Genomic DNA, 18,503 nt, shown 5'->3' on the forward strand with positions numbered 1-18,503 from the left:
ACCTCACCCCTTCAACGGCAAGGCCGGCTGCTGCTGAGTGATGCAATGCACCCCGCCGCCGCCATGGGCCAGCTGGTTGATCTGCACCGGCACCACTTCGCGACCCGGGAATGCCAGGCGCAGGGTCGTCGCCGCTTCATCGTCGGCGGCAATACCGTAGGCCGGCATGATGATCGCACCGTTGCAGATGTAGAAGTTGGTGTAGGAGGCGCAGAACACCTCGGCCTCAGTGTCCACCGCATCGGTGGCCTCGAACAGCTCAAGCAGCTCGAACTTGCGGCCGCGGGCGTCGGTCGCCAGCTCGATGGCGCGACGGTTTTCGCGCACTACCTCGGCATACACCGAGCCCTGATCGCGGGTGGCGTCGACCAGCAGCGCGCCGGGCTTGGCGAAGGCACACACGCCATCGATATGGCCGTCGGTCATGTCACCCGTCACGTACTGCGGATCACCCGGCAGCCAGATGGTCTTCTTCACGCCAAGCAGGCGGGCGAAGATTTCTTCCATCTCGGCCTTGTTCATCCCCGGATTGCGGTTGGGGTTGAGCAGCACCGATTCGGTGGTGATCAGCGTGCCGTCGCCGTCGACATGAATGGCACCGCCTTCATTGCTCAATGATGTACCGAAGCAGTCCAGCCCCAGGCCGTTAAGAATGCGCCGGGCCAGACTCTCATCCAGATCATGCTCGGATTTGCCGCCCCAGGCATTGAAGCGCCAGCTAACCCCGGCCACCCCACGCTGCGGATGGCAGACAAAGCTCGGCCCGGAATCGCGGCACCAGCTGTCATTCACGGCCAGCTCAAGCAACTCGATGTTGGGCCCGCACAACTCACGTGCACGCAGCGCTGCCGATGGATCAACCACCATCTTTACCGGTTCGAAGCGAGCAATGGCGTTGGCCACCCGCGCGAAGTCCACCTGCACCTCGGCCAGGGTGACACCCCAGCCGGACTCCCAGAGCGCCTGATTGTGAGGCCAGACCATCCAAGTCGCGGCGTGCGGAACCCATTCGGCGGGCATGAACCAGGAATTTTCTGCGACTGCGCTATGCTGCATACAAGTGCCTTCAGTTAAGTCATTGTTATCACTGAAAACCGCGAATGCGGTGATGTCTTGCATGCTAGGCCTGTAAAAACGCCACAACAAACGATAGATTTTGCGCACATCAGATTAGACAGGCTTATCAATCATGCTTAAACATTGGCCGCCTCTAAACGCCCTGCGCGGCTTCGAAGCCGCCGCCCGCCTGGGCAGTTTCCATAAGGCGGCCGAGGAGCTGCACCTGACTCAGTCGGCGATCAGCCAACAGATTCGCAGCCTGGAGGGATTCCTCGAACAGCCGCTGTTCCACCGCAGTGGACGCAGCGTTAGCCTGACCGATGCCGGACATGACCTGCTCAGCACGACGCAATCGCTGTTGCAGCAATTGGCAGTGGGTATCCGTCGCCTGGAGCAATACCGCAAGCCCAACCAACTGGTGGTCAACACCACACCGGCCTTCGCCCGCCACTGGCTCGTGCCGCGCCTGGGTGAATTTCATCGCCTGCACCCGGAAATCGACCTGTGGCTGTTCACCAGTGATGAGGTGCCGGACATGGCCACTCAGACCATCGACCTTGCCGTGCGTGACGACCTCACTGCCCAGGCCGAGTGCAGCTTTCGCGTGCTGCTGGAAGACCGCCTCTATCCAGCGGCCCACCCCAGCCTGCTGGCGCAACAACCAGACGAGCGCTGCACCCTGCATGGCGAACGAGAGATGGATTGGAGCCACTGGGCCGTACAAGGCGGGCAGGATGTGGGCCAGCAGAGTCACGGGCTGAATTTTTCCGACCCCGGCCTGCTGCTGGATGCCGCCAGCCAAGGCTTGGGCATCGCCCTGGTCAGCCAGTTGCTGGCTGACCAGGCGCGGCGCAATGGTCTGCTGCAGCCCCTGGTGGAACAGACGGTGCGCGGTCCCAACTGGGCCTGGCTGGTGCACCGTGATAGCGAGAGCAGCGAGCTGACGCGCAGCTTTAGTGACTGGCTGACTCACAACTTGGTGGCAGCAAGGCTGACTACGCATCCTTTATAGAATATGGCACTCACAACGCGGTGAGGCGCCCATGCCTTTGTACCCAACGAACGACCTTTTTTGGCCGATTCTGTTGAAAAAGTCCCGCCGCGATTTTTGCCCATGAAAGAGCGTGAGCGACGTTGAAATCTGGTTCGCTCAGAAGGCGGAGCTGTATTGGTTTTACGTAGCAACGCCGAAATCGAGCGTATTTTGAGCTGCCGAAAAGTAGCTCTCTCAGAAACCGACTTTTTCAACAGAATCGGCCGACAGCTGCCTATCGTGCAGTTAGCTAGCAACCCGCCCAGCAACTGCCGCGGTCCTGCGGAAACCCAGACAAAGGGGTTGTCACACGCAACTACACAGGCTTGAACATGGCACGACTGTTCGACCTTCCCCCACAACTCTGTCGCAACACAACGATAAGCAGTTGGCGTGCGAAGCGAAGCGTGTAGAATCCCGCGCCCCAAAAATGCAGGAGACAACACGTTGGCTATTCACTACACCGCGTCCGCGGGAAATGTCGCATGTGGACGCACCGGCTCGAACCTGAGCAGCACCCAGGATGTCACTCAGGTTTCATGCAAGCTGTGCCTGCGCAGCGTTGAAAAAGGCACTGCCGAACCTGTCCGTAAAACCCCCAGTCTTGCTGAGCTTAGGGCCGCCGCAAAAGCGGCGAAGGCTGCTGCCGCAGCGGCTGAAATGGTAAAGCCAACCGCAACCCTGAAACCCCGAGCCGAATGGCAGCAACGCCTGGAGCAACTGCCAGGTAGAAACCGCATCCCGCGCGGGATGGCTCGGCAGGTATTTGTTTAAGCGCGGCGGGCCAATTTCTATTTGTCGCCAACTACTCGCACACCCCGTGGTGGCGTAAGCCCTTGCTGCGCCACCCTCAGGACATCTGTGCCAGCGTCTTGCGAAAGCGCAGCAGCGCGCCGGCAAAGAACAGCGCGCCGATGGCAATGATTGCCAGGAACTGCGGCCAAACAGTCGAAAACCCGGCGCCGCGATAGAGAATCGCCTGGGCCAAATCGACGAAGTGGGTGGTGGGCGCCACCAGCATGATCTGCTGCACCAGCTCGGGCATGCTCTCGCGCGGTGTGGTGCCGCCGGAAAGGATCTGCAGAGGGATCAGCACCAGAATGATCAACAGGCCCAATTGCGGCATCGAACGCGCGATGGTGCCGAAGAAAATGCCCATTGAGGTGGTCGCGAACAGGTGCAGCAGCGCGCCGCACAAGAACAGCGGCAGCGAGCCGGCAATCGGCACGTGCAGCCAGCCTTGCACCACCAGCAGCAGCGACAACGCAGTGGCCAGCAGCACCACCAAGCCCATCGACCAGACCTTGGCCAGCATGATCTCGGGTGGCGTCACCGGCATCACCAGCAGGTGTTCGATGGTGCCGTGTTCGCGTTCGCGAATCAGTGCCGCGCCCGTGAGAATGATCGACAGCATTGTGATCTGGTTGATCACCTCCATCACCGAGCCGAACCAGCTGCGCGTCAGGTTTGGGTTAAACGCGACGCGCACGGCCAATGCGGCCTGCTGCGGCAGATCGGCACGGTAGTTGCGCAAGAACGCGCTGACTTCCTCGGCACCGATCATTTGGATATAGCCCGCACCGGTGAAGGCCATGCTTACCTGTGTGGCATCGACGTTGAGCTGGATCGCGGGGCTATGCCCGGCAAGTACATCGCGCTGGAAACCCGGTGGGATATTGAGGGTGAAGGTGTACTGCCCGGAGTCCATGCCGTGATCCATTTCGCTCAGTTCGATACGTTGCGGCGTACGAAAAAACGGCGGCTGGAAAGCATCAATCAAGCGGGCCGAGAGCGGTGAGCGGTCTTCGTCGACCACTGCAATCGAGGCGTTGTGCAGGCTCTCCGGCATGCTGGTGGCGGCCGTGATGATGCCCAGGGTAAAGGCCCAGATAATCAGCAAGAGCAGCGCAGGGTCACGTTGCAGGCTGCGCAGTTCCTTGAGCCCCAGGTGGTAGATATTCGCCAGCTGTTCCATCTCAGGCCTCCTGCTTTTTCAGTAGGCTGGTGCACAGTGCCAGCAGGACGGGGATGGTAATCAGCAACGCCATGAAATAGCTGTACAGCTCAGTGAAACCCAGCGCTTTGGAGAACACCCCACGGCTGATGATGAGAAAGTGCGAGGTGGGATACACCTGGCCAACCAGCGCGCCAAAGCCTTCGAGTGATGCCACCGGGTAGATCAACCCGGAGAACTGGATGGCCGGAATCAGGGTGACGATGGCCGTGCCGAATACCGCAGCAATCTGGCTGCGAGTAAAGGTCGACATCAGCAAGCCCATGGCCGTGGCGCAGCTGATGTACAGCAGGCCACCGGTTAGCAAGGCCAGCAGGCTGCCCTTGAGCGGGACATCGAATACCCACACCGCCGCTATCACCAGCAGAACGAAATTGAGCATACCCAGGGCGATGTAAGGCAGTTGCTTGCCGAGCAGAAACTCCAGACGAGTGACCGGCGTGACATACAGGTTGATGATCGAGCCCAACTCCTTCTCACGCACCACGCCAAGTGCGGTAAGCATTGCCGGAATCAGCATCAGCAGCAGCGGAATCACCGCCGGCACCATGGCATTCAGGCTTTCCACATCCGGGTTGTAGCGGTAGCGCACTTCCAGGGTCGGCAGGCTGCTACGGGTTGACGCACCGTCCTTGCGGGCCAGCTCCTGCAAGTAGCCGGCATGCAGGCCCATCACATAGCCTTTGATGGTTTCGGCGCGCATTGGCATGGCGCCGTCGAGCCACATGCCGATCTGCGGTACGCCTCCCCTCTTGAGGTCACGGCCGAAGTTGGGCGGGATTTCCACCGCCAGGCTGATCTCGCCACTGCGCATGCGCCGGTCCAGTTCATCGTAGTCGCGCAGCGGCGCTTGCTCGATGAAGTACCGCGAGCCAGCCAGGTTGAGCGCGTAGGCCTGGCTGGTGGTGGTCTGGTCCCGGTCGAGCACCGCATAAGTCAGGTTCTCAACGTCCAGGCTGATGCCATAGCCGATGATAAACAGCAGCAGCAGACTACCAAGCAACGCCATGCTGCCGCGAATCGGGTCGCGGCGCAGTTCCAGGGCTTCCCGGCGGGTATAGCTGAACAGACGCAGCAGGCTGAAGCGCTTGCGTTTCAGCGTATTGGTCTGCGCTGCTGGAGCCGCCGCTTCTGGTGCGGGCTGTTGTGCTTTTTCGCCGACGGCATCCTGCAGATAGGCGATAAAAGTCGCCTCCAGGGTTGGCAGGCCACGCTTGGCCATCAGGGCCTTGGGCGTGTCGCTGTCTAGCACCTTGCCAGCGTGCATCAAGGAGATGCGGTCGCAACGCAGGGCTTCGTTCATAAAGTGGGTGGAGATAAATATCGTCACGCCGTCATTACGCGACAGGTCGAGCATCATCTGCCAGAACACATCACGGGCAATGGGATCGACGCCTGACGTCGGCTCATCAAGAATCAGAATTTCGGGCTTATGGATAACCGCTACAGCCAGTGAAAGACGCTGGCGAATACCCAGCGGCAGGCGCTCGGGTAGCTGCTCCATAACGTCGCCAAGGCTGAAACGCTCAGCCATGGCAGTCACCCGCCCTGCTATCTCCGTGGCCGGCACATGAAACAGCTGGGCGTGCAGCACCAGGTTCTGCCGCACACTCAGTTCGGCATACAGCGAGAATGACTGCGACATATAGCCGACCCGCTTGCGCGTGGCCATGTCGCTGGCATTGACCACCTGACCGAACAGCAGAGCTTGTCCTTCGCTGGCGGGCAACAAGCCGGTGAGCATCTTCATGGTGGTGGTTTTGCCGCAACCATTGGAGCCAAGAAAGCCGAAGATTTCCCCGCGTTCGATACGGAAGTCGACGTGGTCAACCGCGACAAAATCGCCGAAGCGCATGCTCAGATCGCGCGCCTCGATGGCAATTTCCTGTTCGCCAGCCGGGCGTGGCGGGATCACCAGTTGCTTATGGCCCTGGCGTTTGGCTTCCGGCATCAGGGCGATAAACGCCTCTTCCAGACTTGAGCATTGCGTGCGTTGCAGCAGCTCGGCCGGGCTGCCGGTGGCCAATACGGCGCCGTCATCGATGGCCAGCAAATGGTCGAAGCGCTCGGCCTCCTCCATGTACGCAGTGGCTACCAGCACACTCATCTGCGGGCGCTGCCGGCGAATACGCTCGATCAATTCCCAGAACTGGTTACGCGACAGCGGGTCGACGCCGGTTGTGGGCTCGTCGAGGATCAGCAAGTCAGGGTCGTGGATCAGCGCGCAACACAGCCCAAGTTTTTGCTTCATGCCGCCGGACAGTTTGCCCGCCGGCCGCTCACCAAACTCGCTGAGGCCCGTACTGCGCAGCAGTTCGGCAATACGGGATTTACGTTCGGCTTCGGCCTGGCCAAACAGGCGGGCAAAGAAGTCCAGGTTCTCGATCACCGAGAGCGTCGGATAGAGGTTTTTGCCCAGCCCCTGAGGCATATAGGCGATATGTGGGCACACCCGCCTGCGGTGATCGCGACTGGCCATATCGCCGCCGAGCACCTCGATCTGCCCGCTCTGGATTTTGCGTGCGCCGGCAATCAGCGCCAGCAGGCTGGATTTGCCAACACCATCCGGGCCGATCAAGCCAACCATGCACTGCGCGGGAATTTCCAGGCTGACGGCCTTGAGGGCGCAGGTTTTGCCGTACTGCAGGCTGACATCTTGCAGCCGCGCGACTGGCGCTGCAGGCGCGCTCACTGCGGAACCTTGATCGCCAGTTTTGCAGGCCACTCGGCCTGTGAGTCGAGGCGCAGATAAGCGACGCCGGGTACGCCGGTTTTCACTTGGGTGAGGTGGCGCTGCAACAGTTCTGGATCAATCCGCGCTTTAACCCGAAACATCAGCTTTTCGCGCTCGCTGGCGGTTTCCACAGTTTTCGGGGTGAACTGGGCGACGCTGGCCACATAGCTGACCTCGGCCGGAATGACATACTGCGGTACGGCATCAATCACCAGGCGAACTTCGGCCCCCAGCGCCACCCGGCCAGCCTGCTGCTCCGGCAAGAAAAAGGTCATGTAGACATCGCTCAGGTCGACCAGGTTAAGCACCTTGCCGCCCGCGCCGATTACCTCACCCGGCTCGGCGATGCGGTACTGCACACGCCCTGCGCGCGGGGCCTTAAGCTGACTGTCCTCGATATCGATCTGTAAGCGCTCGACGCTGGCTTGGGTTGCCTCTACTGCAGACTGCGCCTCAATCACCTGGGACTGTGCGGCGGCAATGCCCGCCTCAGCCGAAATAACCTGGGACTGTGCGGCCGCCAGAGCAGCTTGGGTGCTTTGCAACCGGGCAAGGTCGTCATCCAGTTGCTGCTGCGCCATGGCATTGCGTTTGACCAGAATCGCGCTGCGGGCGTGGCGCTTTTGCGCGGCAGACACTTCCGCCTGGCGCTGGCGCACGATGGCCTGCGCGGTGACTTTCTCACTCTCGCGCAGGCGAACCTGGGCACTGGCCGTCAGTTTGCTGTTCTGGGCTTGGCGCATTTGCGCCTGGGCTTGCAGCACTTGCGCCTGGAGCACCTGGGTGTCCATACGCGCAATCACTTGCCCGGCCTCGACGAACTCGCCCTCATCAACCTCGATACTGGCGATGCGCCCCGGTAGCTTGCTGGCCGCGTCAACGTCGGTGGCTTCAATCCGCCCGTTACCGCTGGCGAAGCCATCCCCCAGGCCCTCGGGGTGCAGTGTGTACCAGAGCAGGCCCGCGATAATGGCCACGACGGCAACGCTGGCGGCAGGAAAGATCCATTTTCGACTGACTGACATAATGACCTTGAGTCTCTAAACAAAGGAATTGGCTACAGCGGTACTCGGCGTCACACCGCGCGGGCTACTGCTGCTCGAAGCGGCTCAAGCGGCGCCGCAGGTGGCTGTTTTCGGCGCGCAGGTGCTCAACTTCATCAAGCAACTGCAACGCCAGGGCCACACCCGCCCATTCAAGTTGCAGTTCAACCTGTAAGCGCAACGCCCGCTTGGCGACGGACAGTGCATGGCCGCTAAACCGCCATTGCGCCGGTGTAGCACCACAGGGTTCGACGATGCCGTGCTCGACAATCTCCAGCAGCACCGCCTGCGGCAGCTCAGCGCACAGGCAGAACTCGTGAATATCTAATTGCAGGGTCTGGCTACTCATCACTGGCTCCACTGCGCGCGCGGATTGAAGGCGGCTTGCTCGGCCAGCTGTGCCCATAGCGCACGCACGGGCTCGTCGGTTTGAGCCGGGATGACGATCTTGAACAGCGTATACAGGTCACCCGGCTCGCCGGCTTTGTTGCGCAGCCCCTTGCCTTTAATCCGCAGCCGTTGCCCTGCTTGGGTGTTAGCGGGTATGCGCAGGTTGATTTTGCCGCTCAGTGTCGGCAGCGTAACTTGGCTGCCCAGCACGGCCTCCCAAGGCGCCAATGGCACGGTGAGGACCAGGTTGTGCCCCTCTACGTCGAACAGAGGGTGAGGCACAAAGTGAATGAGCAAATACAAATCGCCATGTGCGCCGCCACCTGCCCCCGGCGCGCCCTGCCCTTTGAGGCGAATGCGTTCGCCATTGCCGACCCCAGGCGGGATTCTCACATTCAAGGTCTTGCTGATCGCCGGCAGAGGCTGACCGTCAGCGCTGTATTGCGGAAGCTGGAAGGCAATGGTCTTGGTGTCATCGCTTAGGGTTTCTTCCAGCAGCAGCGGCAGCGCCATTTCAACGTCCTGGCCTCTGCGCGCGCGAGTGCGGCCGGCGTCCTGGAAACGGCCAGCGCCACCAAACAGCGACTCGAAAAACTCGGAATACTCACTGCCCGCGCGGCTCCCTTCGGAAAAGCTCGCATGGCCTTGCGGTTGCCAGCCCGGTGGCGGTTCGAAGGGGCGGCCTTGCTCGGCGTATTTGCGCAGTTCATCGTACTCGGCGCGTTTTTCCGCGCTTTTCAGCACCTCATAGGCTTCGGCGACATCCTTGAATTTATTTTCTGCGTCGGCTTCCTTGCTGACATCGGGGTGGTATTTGCGCGCCAGTTTGCGGTAAGCCGTTTTCACGGCTTTGTCGTCTGCTCCCGGCTCAAGCCCGAGCACCTTGTAGTAGTCCTTGAAGTCCATCGAGCCACCTTGGGTCGTCTACCGACACGTTGCTTGCAGCAGTAAACGCTGCTCAGGTGCGAGAGGTTTTGTCAGATATCAAGAGAGTTGGCATTGCCGGCTCTGGGGCCATGTCCGCTACCGCCGGACAGACCTGAGTACCGGCGGTGCCGGCGAGCATCTCTTCGATCTGTTCCAGCGAACCGATTACCGCACGCTGACCGGTAGCCAGGACGAAGGCCTGCGCGGCGGCGACCTTGGGGCCCATGGAGCCTGCGGCGAACGAGTGCTCACTCAGTTGTTGTGGCGTGACCTTGCCGAGGGCGCGTTGCGTGGGTTTGCCCCAGTCGAGGTAGATCGCCGCCACATCGGTGGCAATCACCAGCACATCGGCATGTAACTCACGCGCCAGCAGGCTGCTGCACAGGTCTTTATCGATCACCGCCTCCACGCCATGCAGAACGTTGCCCTCCCCCTTGCGCGCCACCGGGATACCCCCGCCGCCGGCCGCAATCACCAGCGCGCCCCGCTCCAACAACCAGCGGATCGCCTGTATGCCGAGCACGCGCAGCGGCTGAGGCGAGGCCACCACGCGGCGGAACAAAGCACCGTCCGCCGCCATGCTCCAGCCCCGTGCAGCAGCGACACGTAAGGATTCGGCCTGGGTGTAGACCGGCCCGATGGGTTTACTTGGGTGGCCAAAGGCCGGGTCCTGCAGATCCACTTCCACCCGGGTGATCAGCGTGGTGATCGCCCGCGTAGCAGGCAACAAGTTGGCCAGCTCCTGCTCAAGCAGGTAGCCGATCATGCCGTCGGTCTGCGCGCCGAGCACGTCCAGCGGGTAGGCTTCCACGTCAATGTAGGCCGCCGCTTGCAGGGCCAATAACCCCACCTGCGGGCCGTTGCCATGGGTCAGCACCAGGTCGTGGTTGGCGGCCACACGCGCCAGTTGCGCAGCGGCACGGCGAATGTTGGCTAACTGGTTTTCCGCTGTGGGCGGCTGATCACGTCGCAGCAAGGCATTACCGCCCAGGGCGACGACGACTTTCATGAGTGGACTCCTGGCAGCGTCATCCGAGGGTCGCTACCAGCACGGCTTTAATGGTGTGCATACGGTTCTCGGCCTGGGTGAAGACGATGGAGGCGTCGGACTCGAACACTTCGTCGGTGACTTCAATCTCGCTCAGGCCATATTTTTCGTGCACCTCGCGGCCCACCTCGGTTTCCAGATTGTGGAAGGCGGGCAGGCAGTGCATGAACTTGCAACGTGGCTTGCCAGTAGCCTGCATTAGCGCCGTGGTCACCTGATAAGGCATCAGTTTGTCGATGCGCTGCTGCCAAACCGCGTCGTCCTGGCCCATCGAGACCCACACGTCGGTGTAGAGAAAATCTGCGCCAACCACGGCCTTCAACGGGTCGCTTTCCAGGGTGATGCGTGCCCCGGTGCGGCTGGCCAGCTCGCGCATCTGCGCCACCAGTTCGGCGGGCGGTTGCAGGTCGGCAGGCGAGCAGATGCGCACATCCATACCCATTTGCGTGCCGCCCACCAGCAGCGAACTGCCCATGTTGAAACTGGCGTCGCCCAGGTAGCAGAAGCTCAATTCGTGCAGTGGCTTTTCGCCAAACTCCTGCATGGTCAGCAAGTCGGCGAGGATCTGTGTGGGGTGCATCTCATCGGTCAGGCCGTTCCACACCGGCACCTTGGCGTAAAGCGCCAGCTCCTCAACCACGCTCTGGTGAAAGCCGCGGTACTCGATGCCGTCGTAGTAGCGCCCCAAAACGCGGGCGGTGTCCTTCAGCGATTCCTTGTGGCCCAGCTGCGAGCTGCCGGCATCCAGATAGGTCACGTGCCCGCCTTGGTCGTGCACCGACACTTCGAAGGCGCAGCGGGTGCGCGTCGAAGGTTTCTCGAAAATCAGCACGATGTTTTTACCCGTAAGGCGCGGCTGTTCGTTGCCCACGGCTTTCGAGCGTTTGAGTTCGGCGGCCAGGTCGAGCAGGTAGCGCACCTCATCGGGGGCGAAATCCTTTAACGCCAGCAGGCTACGGTTGTGCAGGTTAAAGCTCATGGGCTGCTCTCATAGGGGATAGAGGTCAAAGCACGTCACGCTCAATCGGGCAACTCATGCAATGGCTACCACCGCGACCGCGGCCCAACTCCGAGCCGGGAATGGTGATCACCTCAACACCAGCTTTGCGCAACAGCGTGTTGGTGTGGGTATTGCGGGCGTAGCCCATGACCACGCCCGGAGCCAGCGCCAGCAGGTTGTTGCCGTCGTCCCACTGTTCGCGCTCGGACTGCCAGGCATCGCCGCCGGTGGCCACCGAACGCAGCTTGGCCAGGCCCAGTGCTGCGGCCACGCCCTCGAGGAAGGGTTGGCTTTCGCTGCGCACGTCCAAGCTGCCTTCGCGCTCGCCGGGGCGCAGGCTGTGCACGCGGATCGCGTCGACCATTTCAGGGAAGCAGGTCACCAGGTCCACGTCGCAGAAGGTGAATACCGTGTCCAGGTGCATCGCACCGCGCGACTTGGGAATCTGCGCGGCCAACACGTGGGTGGCTGCGCCCTGGGCAAACAAGGCTCGGGCCAGTTGGCTGACGGCTTGCGGTGAGGTCCGCTCGCCCATGCCGATCAGCACCACGCCATTGCCCAGCGACATCACATCGCCGCCTTCCAGGGTCGCACCGCCATGATCGACATCGGGGTCGCCCCACCAGATTTTCGTCTTGCCAGCGAACAGCGGATGGAAGCGATAGACCGCGGCAGTCAGCAGCGTTTCCTGACGCCGAGCCGGCCAGTACATGGGGCACAGCACCACGCCATCACCGATCCAGCAGCTACTGTCGCGGCTGAATAAAGTGTTGGGCAGCGGCGGCAGAAGGAAGTCGTGCGCCGTGGCATAGCGGGCCAGCAGCCCTTCTGGTTCAAACGGCAACTCGGCACGCGCCAACCCGCCGATCAGGTGTTCAGCCAGGCGCATGGGTGGCAGTGCTTCTAGCCAGGGTCTTAGTTGCTGGGCCAACTCGCTATCGACAGTGCCCTGGGCGAGCTTGCGGTCCAACAGCCAGGTGCGGGCCTCTGGGTTGGCCATGCTGGTAGCCAGCAGGTCATGCAGTTCCAGAACCTCAACATCGCGGCTGAGCATGGCATTGGTGAAGGCATCGTGATCATTGCGCGCCTGCTCTACCCAGAGCACGTCGTCGAACAATAAATCGCGGCAATTGGCCGGCGTCAGGCGCTGCTGCGCCAGCCCTGGGCGGCACACCAGTACACGGCGCAGGCGGCCAATTTCAGAGTGCAAACCTTGGGTCGTCATGACATTGAATTCCTGTTCACAAATGCGCAGATGCAAAATGCAGAGCGCTTACAGCCCGAGTCGGCCCATGATCAGCAGCGTCGCCGCTACACCGGCCAGCACCACCAGAGCGGCCAGAATCGCCCACTCCCAAGGGGTAAACATGCGTTCCTGACGCTGGCGCTTGGCCCAGGCATAGAGCACCACGCCCGGTACATAAAGCAGGGCGCTCAGCAGCAGATACTTGAAGCCGGCGGCGTACAGCAGCCATACGCAGTAGGCCGTGGCCAACGCAGCGATGGGCACATCAGCACGCTGGATGGCTGCTTTGACGCCCTCGCCGCGCCAGGCCAGCAACAGGCCGTAGGCCGCGCTGAACAGGTAGGGCAGCAGAATCATCGCCTTGGATAGCGAGATCAACGCCAGATAAGACGCCTTGGAGAACAGCGTCAGAATCAGAAACAGCTGCACCATGCCGTTGGTGAGCCACAGCGCATTGGCTGGCACATGCTTGTCGTTGGTCTGCCCCAGCCACTTCGGCATCACACCACCGCCTGCAGGGCTGAACAGGGATTCCGCCGCCAGTAGCATCCAGGCCAGGAAGCCGCCGCCCACCGAGACAATCAGGCCGACGTAGATCAGCACCGCGCCCCAGGTGCCAACAGCGTTTTCCAGCACGCCGGCCATCGACGGGTTTTTCAGGCCGGCCAGGGTCGGCTGGCTGAATACTCCAAGCGACAGCAGCGATACCGACATCAATAGCAGCAGGCAGATCAGAAAGCCGATGACCGTGGCGCGGCCCACGTCTTCACGCTTGCGCGCCCGAGCCGAATACACACTGGCACCTTCAATGCCGATAAACACCCAGACCGTTACCAGCATGGTGCTCTTGACCTGATCAAGTACCGAGCCGAGGCTGGCATCGCCCCAGAAATTCAGGCTGAAGGTTTCCACCTTAAAGGCCATTGCTACCAGCGCGATAAACAGCAGCAGCGGCACGATCTTGGCTAGCGTGACCACCGCATTCAGTACCGCAGCGCCTTGAATACCGCGCAGCACCAACAGGTGGATGACCCATAGCACGATGGAAGCACCCGCGATGGCGGCCGGCGAGTTGCCACTGCCGAACACCGGAAAGAAGAAGCCCAGCGCACCGAACGCCGCCACCAGATAACCGACATTGCCGATCCAGGCGCTGACCCAGTAACCCCAGGCGGAGTTGAAGCCAACGTACTCTCCCGACAACGCGCGGGCATAGGCGTAAACGCCGTTGTCGAGTTCGGGTTTGCGCAGCGAGAGCATCTGGTAGACCCGCACCAACAGCAACATGCCGATACCAGTTATGGTCCAGCCAATCAAAATGGCCCCAGCACCCGCGCCGGCTGCCATGTTCTGCGGCAGGCCGAAGATACCGCTGCCGATGATTGAGCCGACCACCAGGGCCACAAGCAGACTCAGCCCCAGCTTTGGCGGAACTTGAGTGGTTGCCTTGGTGGTTGTTTCAGAAGCTGTTAACGCTGCTACAGGCAACGTATGGGGGCTGTTCATATCGCCCCGTCCACTTTAGCGTGCACATGGCACAGCGCTTTGACCTTAGCCTGCAGGCTGCTGGCAATGGCCTGTGCCTCAGCCGGGGTGGTGCCATCTTGTAAATGCAGGGTGATGTTCCCGCTGGCACTCGGCTCGCCAGATACGCTAATGGGCTCGCAAACGATACTGAGCGCGGGTTCGTCGGGTTTGTGCGCGCTGGGTGCGAGTTCCTTGACGATGTAGCGATAAACGTCGGAGAGAGGCTGGGTCATAGCAAGTACCTTTGCAGAGGATTACCAGCCATGGCGTACAGCCGTGAGCTGGCTTTTACTTCTCCCAGTCTGCGCGCGCGCCCCAGCGTCGTCTGTTCGACAGCGCACGCAATAACTGCTGTGCTGTGTGATGGCCGAATTTAGGTGTTTGACTGCAGCGTATGGGTGTAGGCAATCACAACGCAGAGCTTCTGGTTGAGGCTTGCTGCTCAGCAATGTCCTTCGCCATGCGGCATTGCACCGAGACGACTAGCGTTTTTCTATGGCTAGATACTCGCTAGTAACGCCAGTTAAAAAGAGAAAGAATGTGGTCGTATTAATGGCGGAACAGGCCGAGGGTTAGCCATGCAATTCATAGCGACGAACGAAGCCCGGCCGTCGCTCAGGGTCAGAAGCGGTAACGGAGGTAACCAATCTCCGGGTCGATCCAGCGCTGTTGCTCTACTTGGTCACTCGCAATGCTTCGAGCACCAGAGCGAAGGCCGGTGAGGGTTGTCTGCGACTGGGATAGTAAAGGTGATAGCCGGAAAATGGCTCGCACCAGTCCTCCAGCACACGAATCAGCCGGCCCTCTTCAAGGTGCGGAGCGAACTCATCTTCGGGTAGATAGGCAATTCCCAGACCACCGACAGCGGCGTCCGCGATATGGGTCGTCGTGTTGAATACCAACGGCCCTTCGACCCTCACCTTCAGTTTTTTGCCTTTGCGCTCAAACTCCCAGGCATCCACCCCACCGTAGGTAGGAAAGCGAATATCGATGCACCGATGCGCCGCTAAATCGTGCGGATGCCTGGGCATGGGGTGCTCGGCAAAGTAGCTGGGTGCAGCCACTGCGGCCATGCGCAGGTCGCCGCCGATGGGCAGCGCAATCATGTCCTGCGCCACCGTGGCGCCGAAGCGCACACCAGCATCGAAACGCTCAGCCACGATGTCACAGAAGCCATAGTTGATATTGAATTCGAGCTTGATATCCGGATAGGCCGCCAGGACGGGGATCAGCTTGGGCAGCAAGGTCGTCTTGATGATGTTGTCGCCACAGGTGATACGCACCGTGCCTGCCGGCTTGTCGCGCAGCTCGGTCAGGGCATCCAGCTCGGCTTCGATCTCATCGAAACGATGGCCGATGGCCTCCATCAGTCTTTCACCGGCCACCGTCAGTGAAACGCTGCGGGTGGTACGTGTGAGGAGGCGGATCTGCAGCCTTGCCTCCAGTCCGGACACCACCTGACTGACTGCCGACTGGGTAACGCCTAAGTGTGCTGCTGCGCGCGTAAAGCTGCCTTCGCGAGCCACTGTCACAAAGGCCTGTAGATCGTTGAAGTTATGTCGAGGCATGCGCCCATCCTCTGATTGAGTAGCAGAGGTTATAGCGGCTTTAAGCATTCATTAGCTAATCAAAGCCTAATTTTTTCACGACAATGCCTTCCACCCATTTGCGTCTTCTCCCGCGAGTGGGGCCAAACAAGCGCCAGAGCCAACTCCGCGATTGATCTTCAACCCATGAAGAGGACCATCCCCATGAACAGACTTTTTGTAGCGCTAGGCCTTCTGCTCAGCTCGATCACAGCTCTAGGAGCCGATATGTCCAACGGTGCTGACAATTTCTTCAAGAGCGACAAGGTGACCATGGAAAAGGTCAGCTTCAACAACCAGTACCACATAAAGGTGGTGGGCAATCTGTTCATCCCCAAGAGCGTAGGTAAGTCCATACGCAGCCCGGCAATCATCGTTGGCCATCCCATGGGCGCGGTTAAGGAGCAGAGTTCCAACCTGTATGCCCAGAAACTGGCGGAGCAAGGCTTCGTGACCCTGGCATTGGACTTGACGTTCTGGGGTGAGAGCGAGGGCTCCCCGCGCAACGCCGTTCTCCCCGATATGTACGCGGAAGATTTCAGTGCGGCTGTCGACTATTTAGGCACCCAGGCGTTTGTGGATCGCCAGCGCATCGGTGTGCTGGGTATCTGTGGCAGCGGCAGCTTCGTAATCAGTGCAGCCAAGATCGACCCGCGTATGAAGGCGATTGCAACGGTCAGCATGTATGACATGGGGGCCGCCAACCGCAACGGCCTCAAACATTCGCAAACCCTGGAGCAGCGCAAGCAGGCAATTGCCGCCGCAGCCGAGCAGCGCTACGTGGAGTTCACGGGCGGAAAGACGCAATACACCAGCGGCACGGTGCATGAGCTGACAGATGACACCCACCCGATTCAGCGTGAGTTCTTCGATTTCTATCGCACCGCGCGAGGCGAGTTCACTCCGGCGGGCTCTAGCCCGGAGCTGACCACCCACCCGACGCTGACCAGCAATATCAAGTTCATGAACTTCTATCCATTTTCGGACATCGAGACGATCTCTCCGCGTCCGATGCTCTTTATCGCAGGCGAGAACGCTCACTCACTTGAGTTCAGTGAAGAGGCCTTCCGCTTGGCGGGTGAACCCAAGGAGCTATTCATCGTCCCTAACGCCGGGCACGTCGACCTGTATGACCGGGTGCAACTGATTCCTTTCGACAAACTTACCCAGTTCTTCAAGAACAGCCTGAAGTGATCCGCAGGCAGACATCATGACGACCCAACTTGCCGCCCAGCCAAGCGCCATAGCAACTGACCAGCCGCTGCCCCGCCCCAGTCATTGGGGTGGGGTCTTCGCGATGACGCTCTGTGTCTTTGCCCTGATCGCCTCGGAGTTCATGCCCGTCAGTCTGCTCACGCCCCTGGCAACGGACCTTCAGGTCAGCGAAGGCACTGCAGGACAGGGTATCGCCATATCTGGGGCGTTCGCCGTGTTGACCAGTCTGTCGATAACCAGGCTGGTCGGAGGCATGGATCGCAAGATGCTCCTGCTTATCCTGACAGTCCTGATGGCGATCTCCGGTGCCGTTGTAGCGCTTGCGCCGAGCTTCACCCTCTACATGGTAGGGCGAGCATTGTTAGGCGTGGTCATCGGCGGTTTCTGGTCAATGTCGGCGGCCACGGCCATGCGCCTGGTGCCCGATGATCAAGTGCCCAAGGCGCTGGCCATCTTCAACGGTGGCAATGCCCTGGCCACGGTGATCGCGGCGCCACTGGGCAGCTACCTGGGCTCAGTAATCGGTTGGCGGGGAACGTTCTTCTGCCTGGTGCCGGTGGCGCTCGTTGCACTGGCCTGGCAGTGGTTCAGTCTGCCGAGCATGAAGCCCTCGGTGCGGAACAGTCCTGCCCCCTGTGTGTTCAGGCTGCTCAGGACTCGTTCGGTGGCGTTCGGCATGGCGGCTTGCGGCGCCTTCTTCATGGGGCAGTTTGCTCTGTTCACCTACCTGCGGCCCTTCCTCGAAATGGTGACCCTGGTTGATGCCACCACCCTGTCATTGATCCTACTTTTTATGGGTCTAGCCGGTTTGAGTGGAACCCTGCTGATCGGCGCACGCCTGGAAAAGGACCTGTATCGCACGTTGACTGCTATTCCAGTGCTCATGGTGGTCATTGCTCTCGCGTTGATCCCCACCGGAGGCTGGGTCGTTCCAGTGGCGATATTGCTGGGCTTGTGGGGGCTGATGGCTACGGCAGCGCCTGTTGGCTGGTGGAGCTGGATTGCACAAGCGATGCCCGATGATGCCGAGGCAGGTGGCGGGCTGATGGTAGCTGTGGTGCAGTTTGCTATTGCTTCGGGCTCAACACTGGGCGGCTGGTTGTTCGACCACAGCGGCTACCAGAGCACCTTTACTGCAAGTGCAGCCATTCTGCTACTTGGCGCTGCTCTTACCGTTCTGGCCATGCGTTCGCAGGCGGTTCAACAATCTGGAGGACGGCGTCTTCAAGATGAATAACGTCAGCCAACACTTCTGCCTCTCGGGCGTTCGGTTATGCCTGCTGTTAATCCTCAGTGAATGCACATTCGCGGAGACAAATTTGAAGGAGGATCGTATGTGGATGACCATTGGGGCACAGCGCTTCGCAATCACCCTCGACGATAGCGAGACTTCACGGGCACTTGAACAACTATTATCCCTGACCCTGGACATGAGCGAACTCAACGCCAACGAGAAATATGCAAGCCTGCCGCAACGGCTGCCAACCCGCGCAGTAAGGCCCGGCACGATCCGCAATGGTGATCTGATGCTGTACGGCACGGATACGTTGGTGATTTTCTATCAGACGTTCGAGTCAACCTACTCCTACACCCGGATTGGTCGTGTCGATAGCCCCGATGAGCTAGCTGAAGCGTTAGGCCGGGGCGATGTGACTATTCACTTTTCTGTGAACTAGGAGCG

At 60.5% G+C, this 18,503-nt stretch carries 17 protein-coding genes; 5 read left to right on the top strand and 12 right to left on the bottom strand.

Annotated elements, in window-relative coordinates; translation table 11 throughout:
* Positions 1–3: 3 nt before the first annotated feature.
* Positions 4–1,056: an agmatine deiminase family protein gene (locus tag HCI85_RS00105; RefSeq protein WP_167140892.1), complete on the bottom strand. Its 1,053-nt coding sequence runs from the start codon at positions 1,054–1,056 to the stop codon at positions 4–6.
* Positions 1,057–1,189: 133 nt separating this feature from the next.
* Here HCI85_RS00105 and HCI85_RS00110 point away from each other — a divergent pair, with 133 nt between their 5' ends.
* Positions 1,190–2,071, top strand: coding sequence for a LysR substrate-binding domain-containing protein (locus HCI85_RS00110; RefSeq protein WP_167140894.1), 882 nt, complete (start codon positions 1,190–1,192; stop codon positions 2,069–2,071).
* A gap of 468 nt (positions 2,072–2,539) precedes the next feature.
* Positions 2,540–2,866 (top strand): hypothetical protein, encoded by a 327-nt coding sequence (locus HCI85_RS00115; RefSeq protein ID WP_167140896.1) that lies wholly within the window; start codon positions 2,540–2,542, stop codon positions 2,864–2,866.
* Positions 2,867–2,942: 76 nt separating this feature from the next.
* Here the strand turns inward: HCI85_RS00115 and HCI85_RS00120 are convergent, their stop codons facing one another.
* From HCI85_RS00120 to HCI85_RS00170, 11 genes are all read right to left on the bottom strand, one after another.
* Positions 2,943–4,067, bottom strand: a complete 1,125-nt coding sequence (locus tag HCI85_RS00120; RefSeq protein WP_167140898.1) for an ABC transporter permease — start codon at positions 4,065–4,067, stop codon at positions 2,943–2,945.
* Between the two features lies 1 nt (position 4,068).
* Positions 4,069–6,798, bottom strand: a complete 2,730-nt coding sequence (gene rbbA, locus HCI85_RS00125) for a ribosome-associated ATPase/putative transporter RbbA (protein WP_167140900.1) — start codon at positions 6,796–6,798, stop codon at positions 4,069–4,071.
* The gene (locus tag HCI85_RS00130; RefSeq protein ID WP_167140902.1) at positions 6,795–7,865 is read right to left on the bottom strand and encodes an HlyD family secretion protein; all 1,071 of its coding nucleotides are present in this window, start codon (positions 7,863–7,865) and stop codon (positions 6,795–6,797) included. Before HCI85_RS00130 ends, rbbA begins: the two co-directional genes overlap by 4 nt.
* 64 nt (positions 7,866–7,929) lie before the next feature.
* Positions 7,930–8,232 (bottom strand): chaperone modulator CbpM, encoded by a 303-nt coding sequence (locus HCI85_RS00135; RefSeq protein WP_167140904.1) that lies wholly within the window; start codon positions 8,230–8,232, stop codon positions 7,930–7,932.
* A complete protein-coding gene (locus HCI85_RS00140) occupies positions 8,232–9,179 on the bottom strand; it encodes a DnaJ C-terminal domain-containing protein (RefSeq protein WP_167140906.1) in 948 nt (315 codons plus the stop codon). The genes HCI85_RS00135 and HCI85_RS00140 overlap by 1 nt, the downstream gene beginning before the upstream one ends.
* Before the next feature lie 52 nt (positions 9,180–9,231).
* Positions 9,232–10,209, bottom strand: coding sequence for a carbamate kinase (gene arcC / locus HCI85_RS00145; RefSeq protein ID WP_167140908.1), 978 nt, complete (start codon positions 10,207–10,209; stop codon positions 9,232–9,234).
* 19 nt (positions 10,210–10,228) lie between these two features.
* The gene (gene argF / locus HCI85_RS00150) at positions 10,229–11,227 is read right to left on the bottom strand and encodes an ornithine carbamoyltransferase (protein WP_167140910.1); all 999 of its coding nucleotides are present in this window, start codon (positions 11,225–11,227) and stop codon (positions 10,229–10,231) included.
* A 25-nt stretch (positions 11,228–11,252) separates the two neighbouring features.
* Positions 11,253–12,473, bottom strand: coding sequence for an arginine deiminase (gene arcA, locus HCI85_RS00155; RefSeq protein WP_167140913.1), 1,221 nt, complete (start codon positions 12,471–12,473; stop codon positions 11,253–11,255).
* Positions 12,474–12,521: 48 nt separating this feature from the next.
* The gene (arcD, locus tag HCI85_RS00160; protein ID WP_167140914.1) at positions 12,522–14,000 is read right to left on the bottom strand and encodes an arginine-ornithine antiporter; all 1,479 of its coding nucleotides are present in this window, start codon (positions 13,998–14,000) and stop codon (positions 12,522–12,524) included.
* Positions 13,997–14,254 carry a hypothetical protein gene (locus HCI85_RS00165; RefSeq protein ID WP_167140916.1) on the bottom strand — a complete coding sequence of 86 codons (258 nt, stop codon included), beginning with the start codon at positions 14,252–14,254 and terminating at the stop codon, positions 13,997–13,999. The genes arcD and HCI85_RS00165 overlap by 4 nt, the downstream gene beginning before the upstream one ends.
* A 441-nt stretch (positions 14,255–14,695) precedes the next feature.
* On the bottom strand, positions 14,696–15,589 hold the full coding sequence (locus HCI85_RS00170) for a LysR family transcriptional regulator (protein WP_167140918.1): 894 nt from the start codon (positions 15,587–15,589) through the stop codon (positions 14,696–14,698).
* Positions 15,590–15,772: 183 nt separating this feature from the next.
* Between HCI85_RS00170 and HCI85_RS00175 the strand changes: the two genes are divergently transcribed.
* The 3 genes from HCI85_RS00175 to HCI85_RS00185 all read left to right on the top strand — a co-directional run bounded on the left by HCI85_RS00175 (position 15,773) and on the right by HCI85_RS00185 (position 18,498).
* The gene (locus HCI85_RS00175; RefSeq protein WP_167140920.1) at positions 15,773–16,801 is read left to right on the top strand and encodes an alpha/beta hydrolase; all 1,029 of its coding nucleotides are present in this window, start codon (positions 15,773–15,775) and stop codon (positions 16,799–16,801) included.
* A gap of 16 nt (positions 16,802–16,817) precedes the next feature.
* Positions 16,818–18,059, top strand: coding sequence for an MFS transporter (locus HCI85_RS00180; RefSeq protein WP_167140922.1), 1,242 nt, complete (start codon positions 16,818–16,820; stop codon positions 18,057–18,059).
* A 97-nt stretch (positions 18,060–18,156) separates the two neighbouring features.
* Positions 18,157–18,498: a cyclophilin-like fold protein gene (locus HCI85_RS00185; protein WP_241693701.1), complete on the top strand. Its 342-nt coding sequence runs from the start codon at positions 18,157–18,159 to the stop codon at positions 18,496–18,498.
* Positions 18,499–18,503 lie beyond the last annotated feature (5 nt).

The organism is Pseudomonas sp. OTU750018 (assembly GCF_011636575.1).
Taxonomy (GTDB): domain Bacteria; phylum Pseudomonadota; class Gammaproteobacteria; order Pseudomonadales; family Pseudomonadaceae; genus Aquipseudomonas; species Aquipseudomonas peli.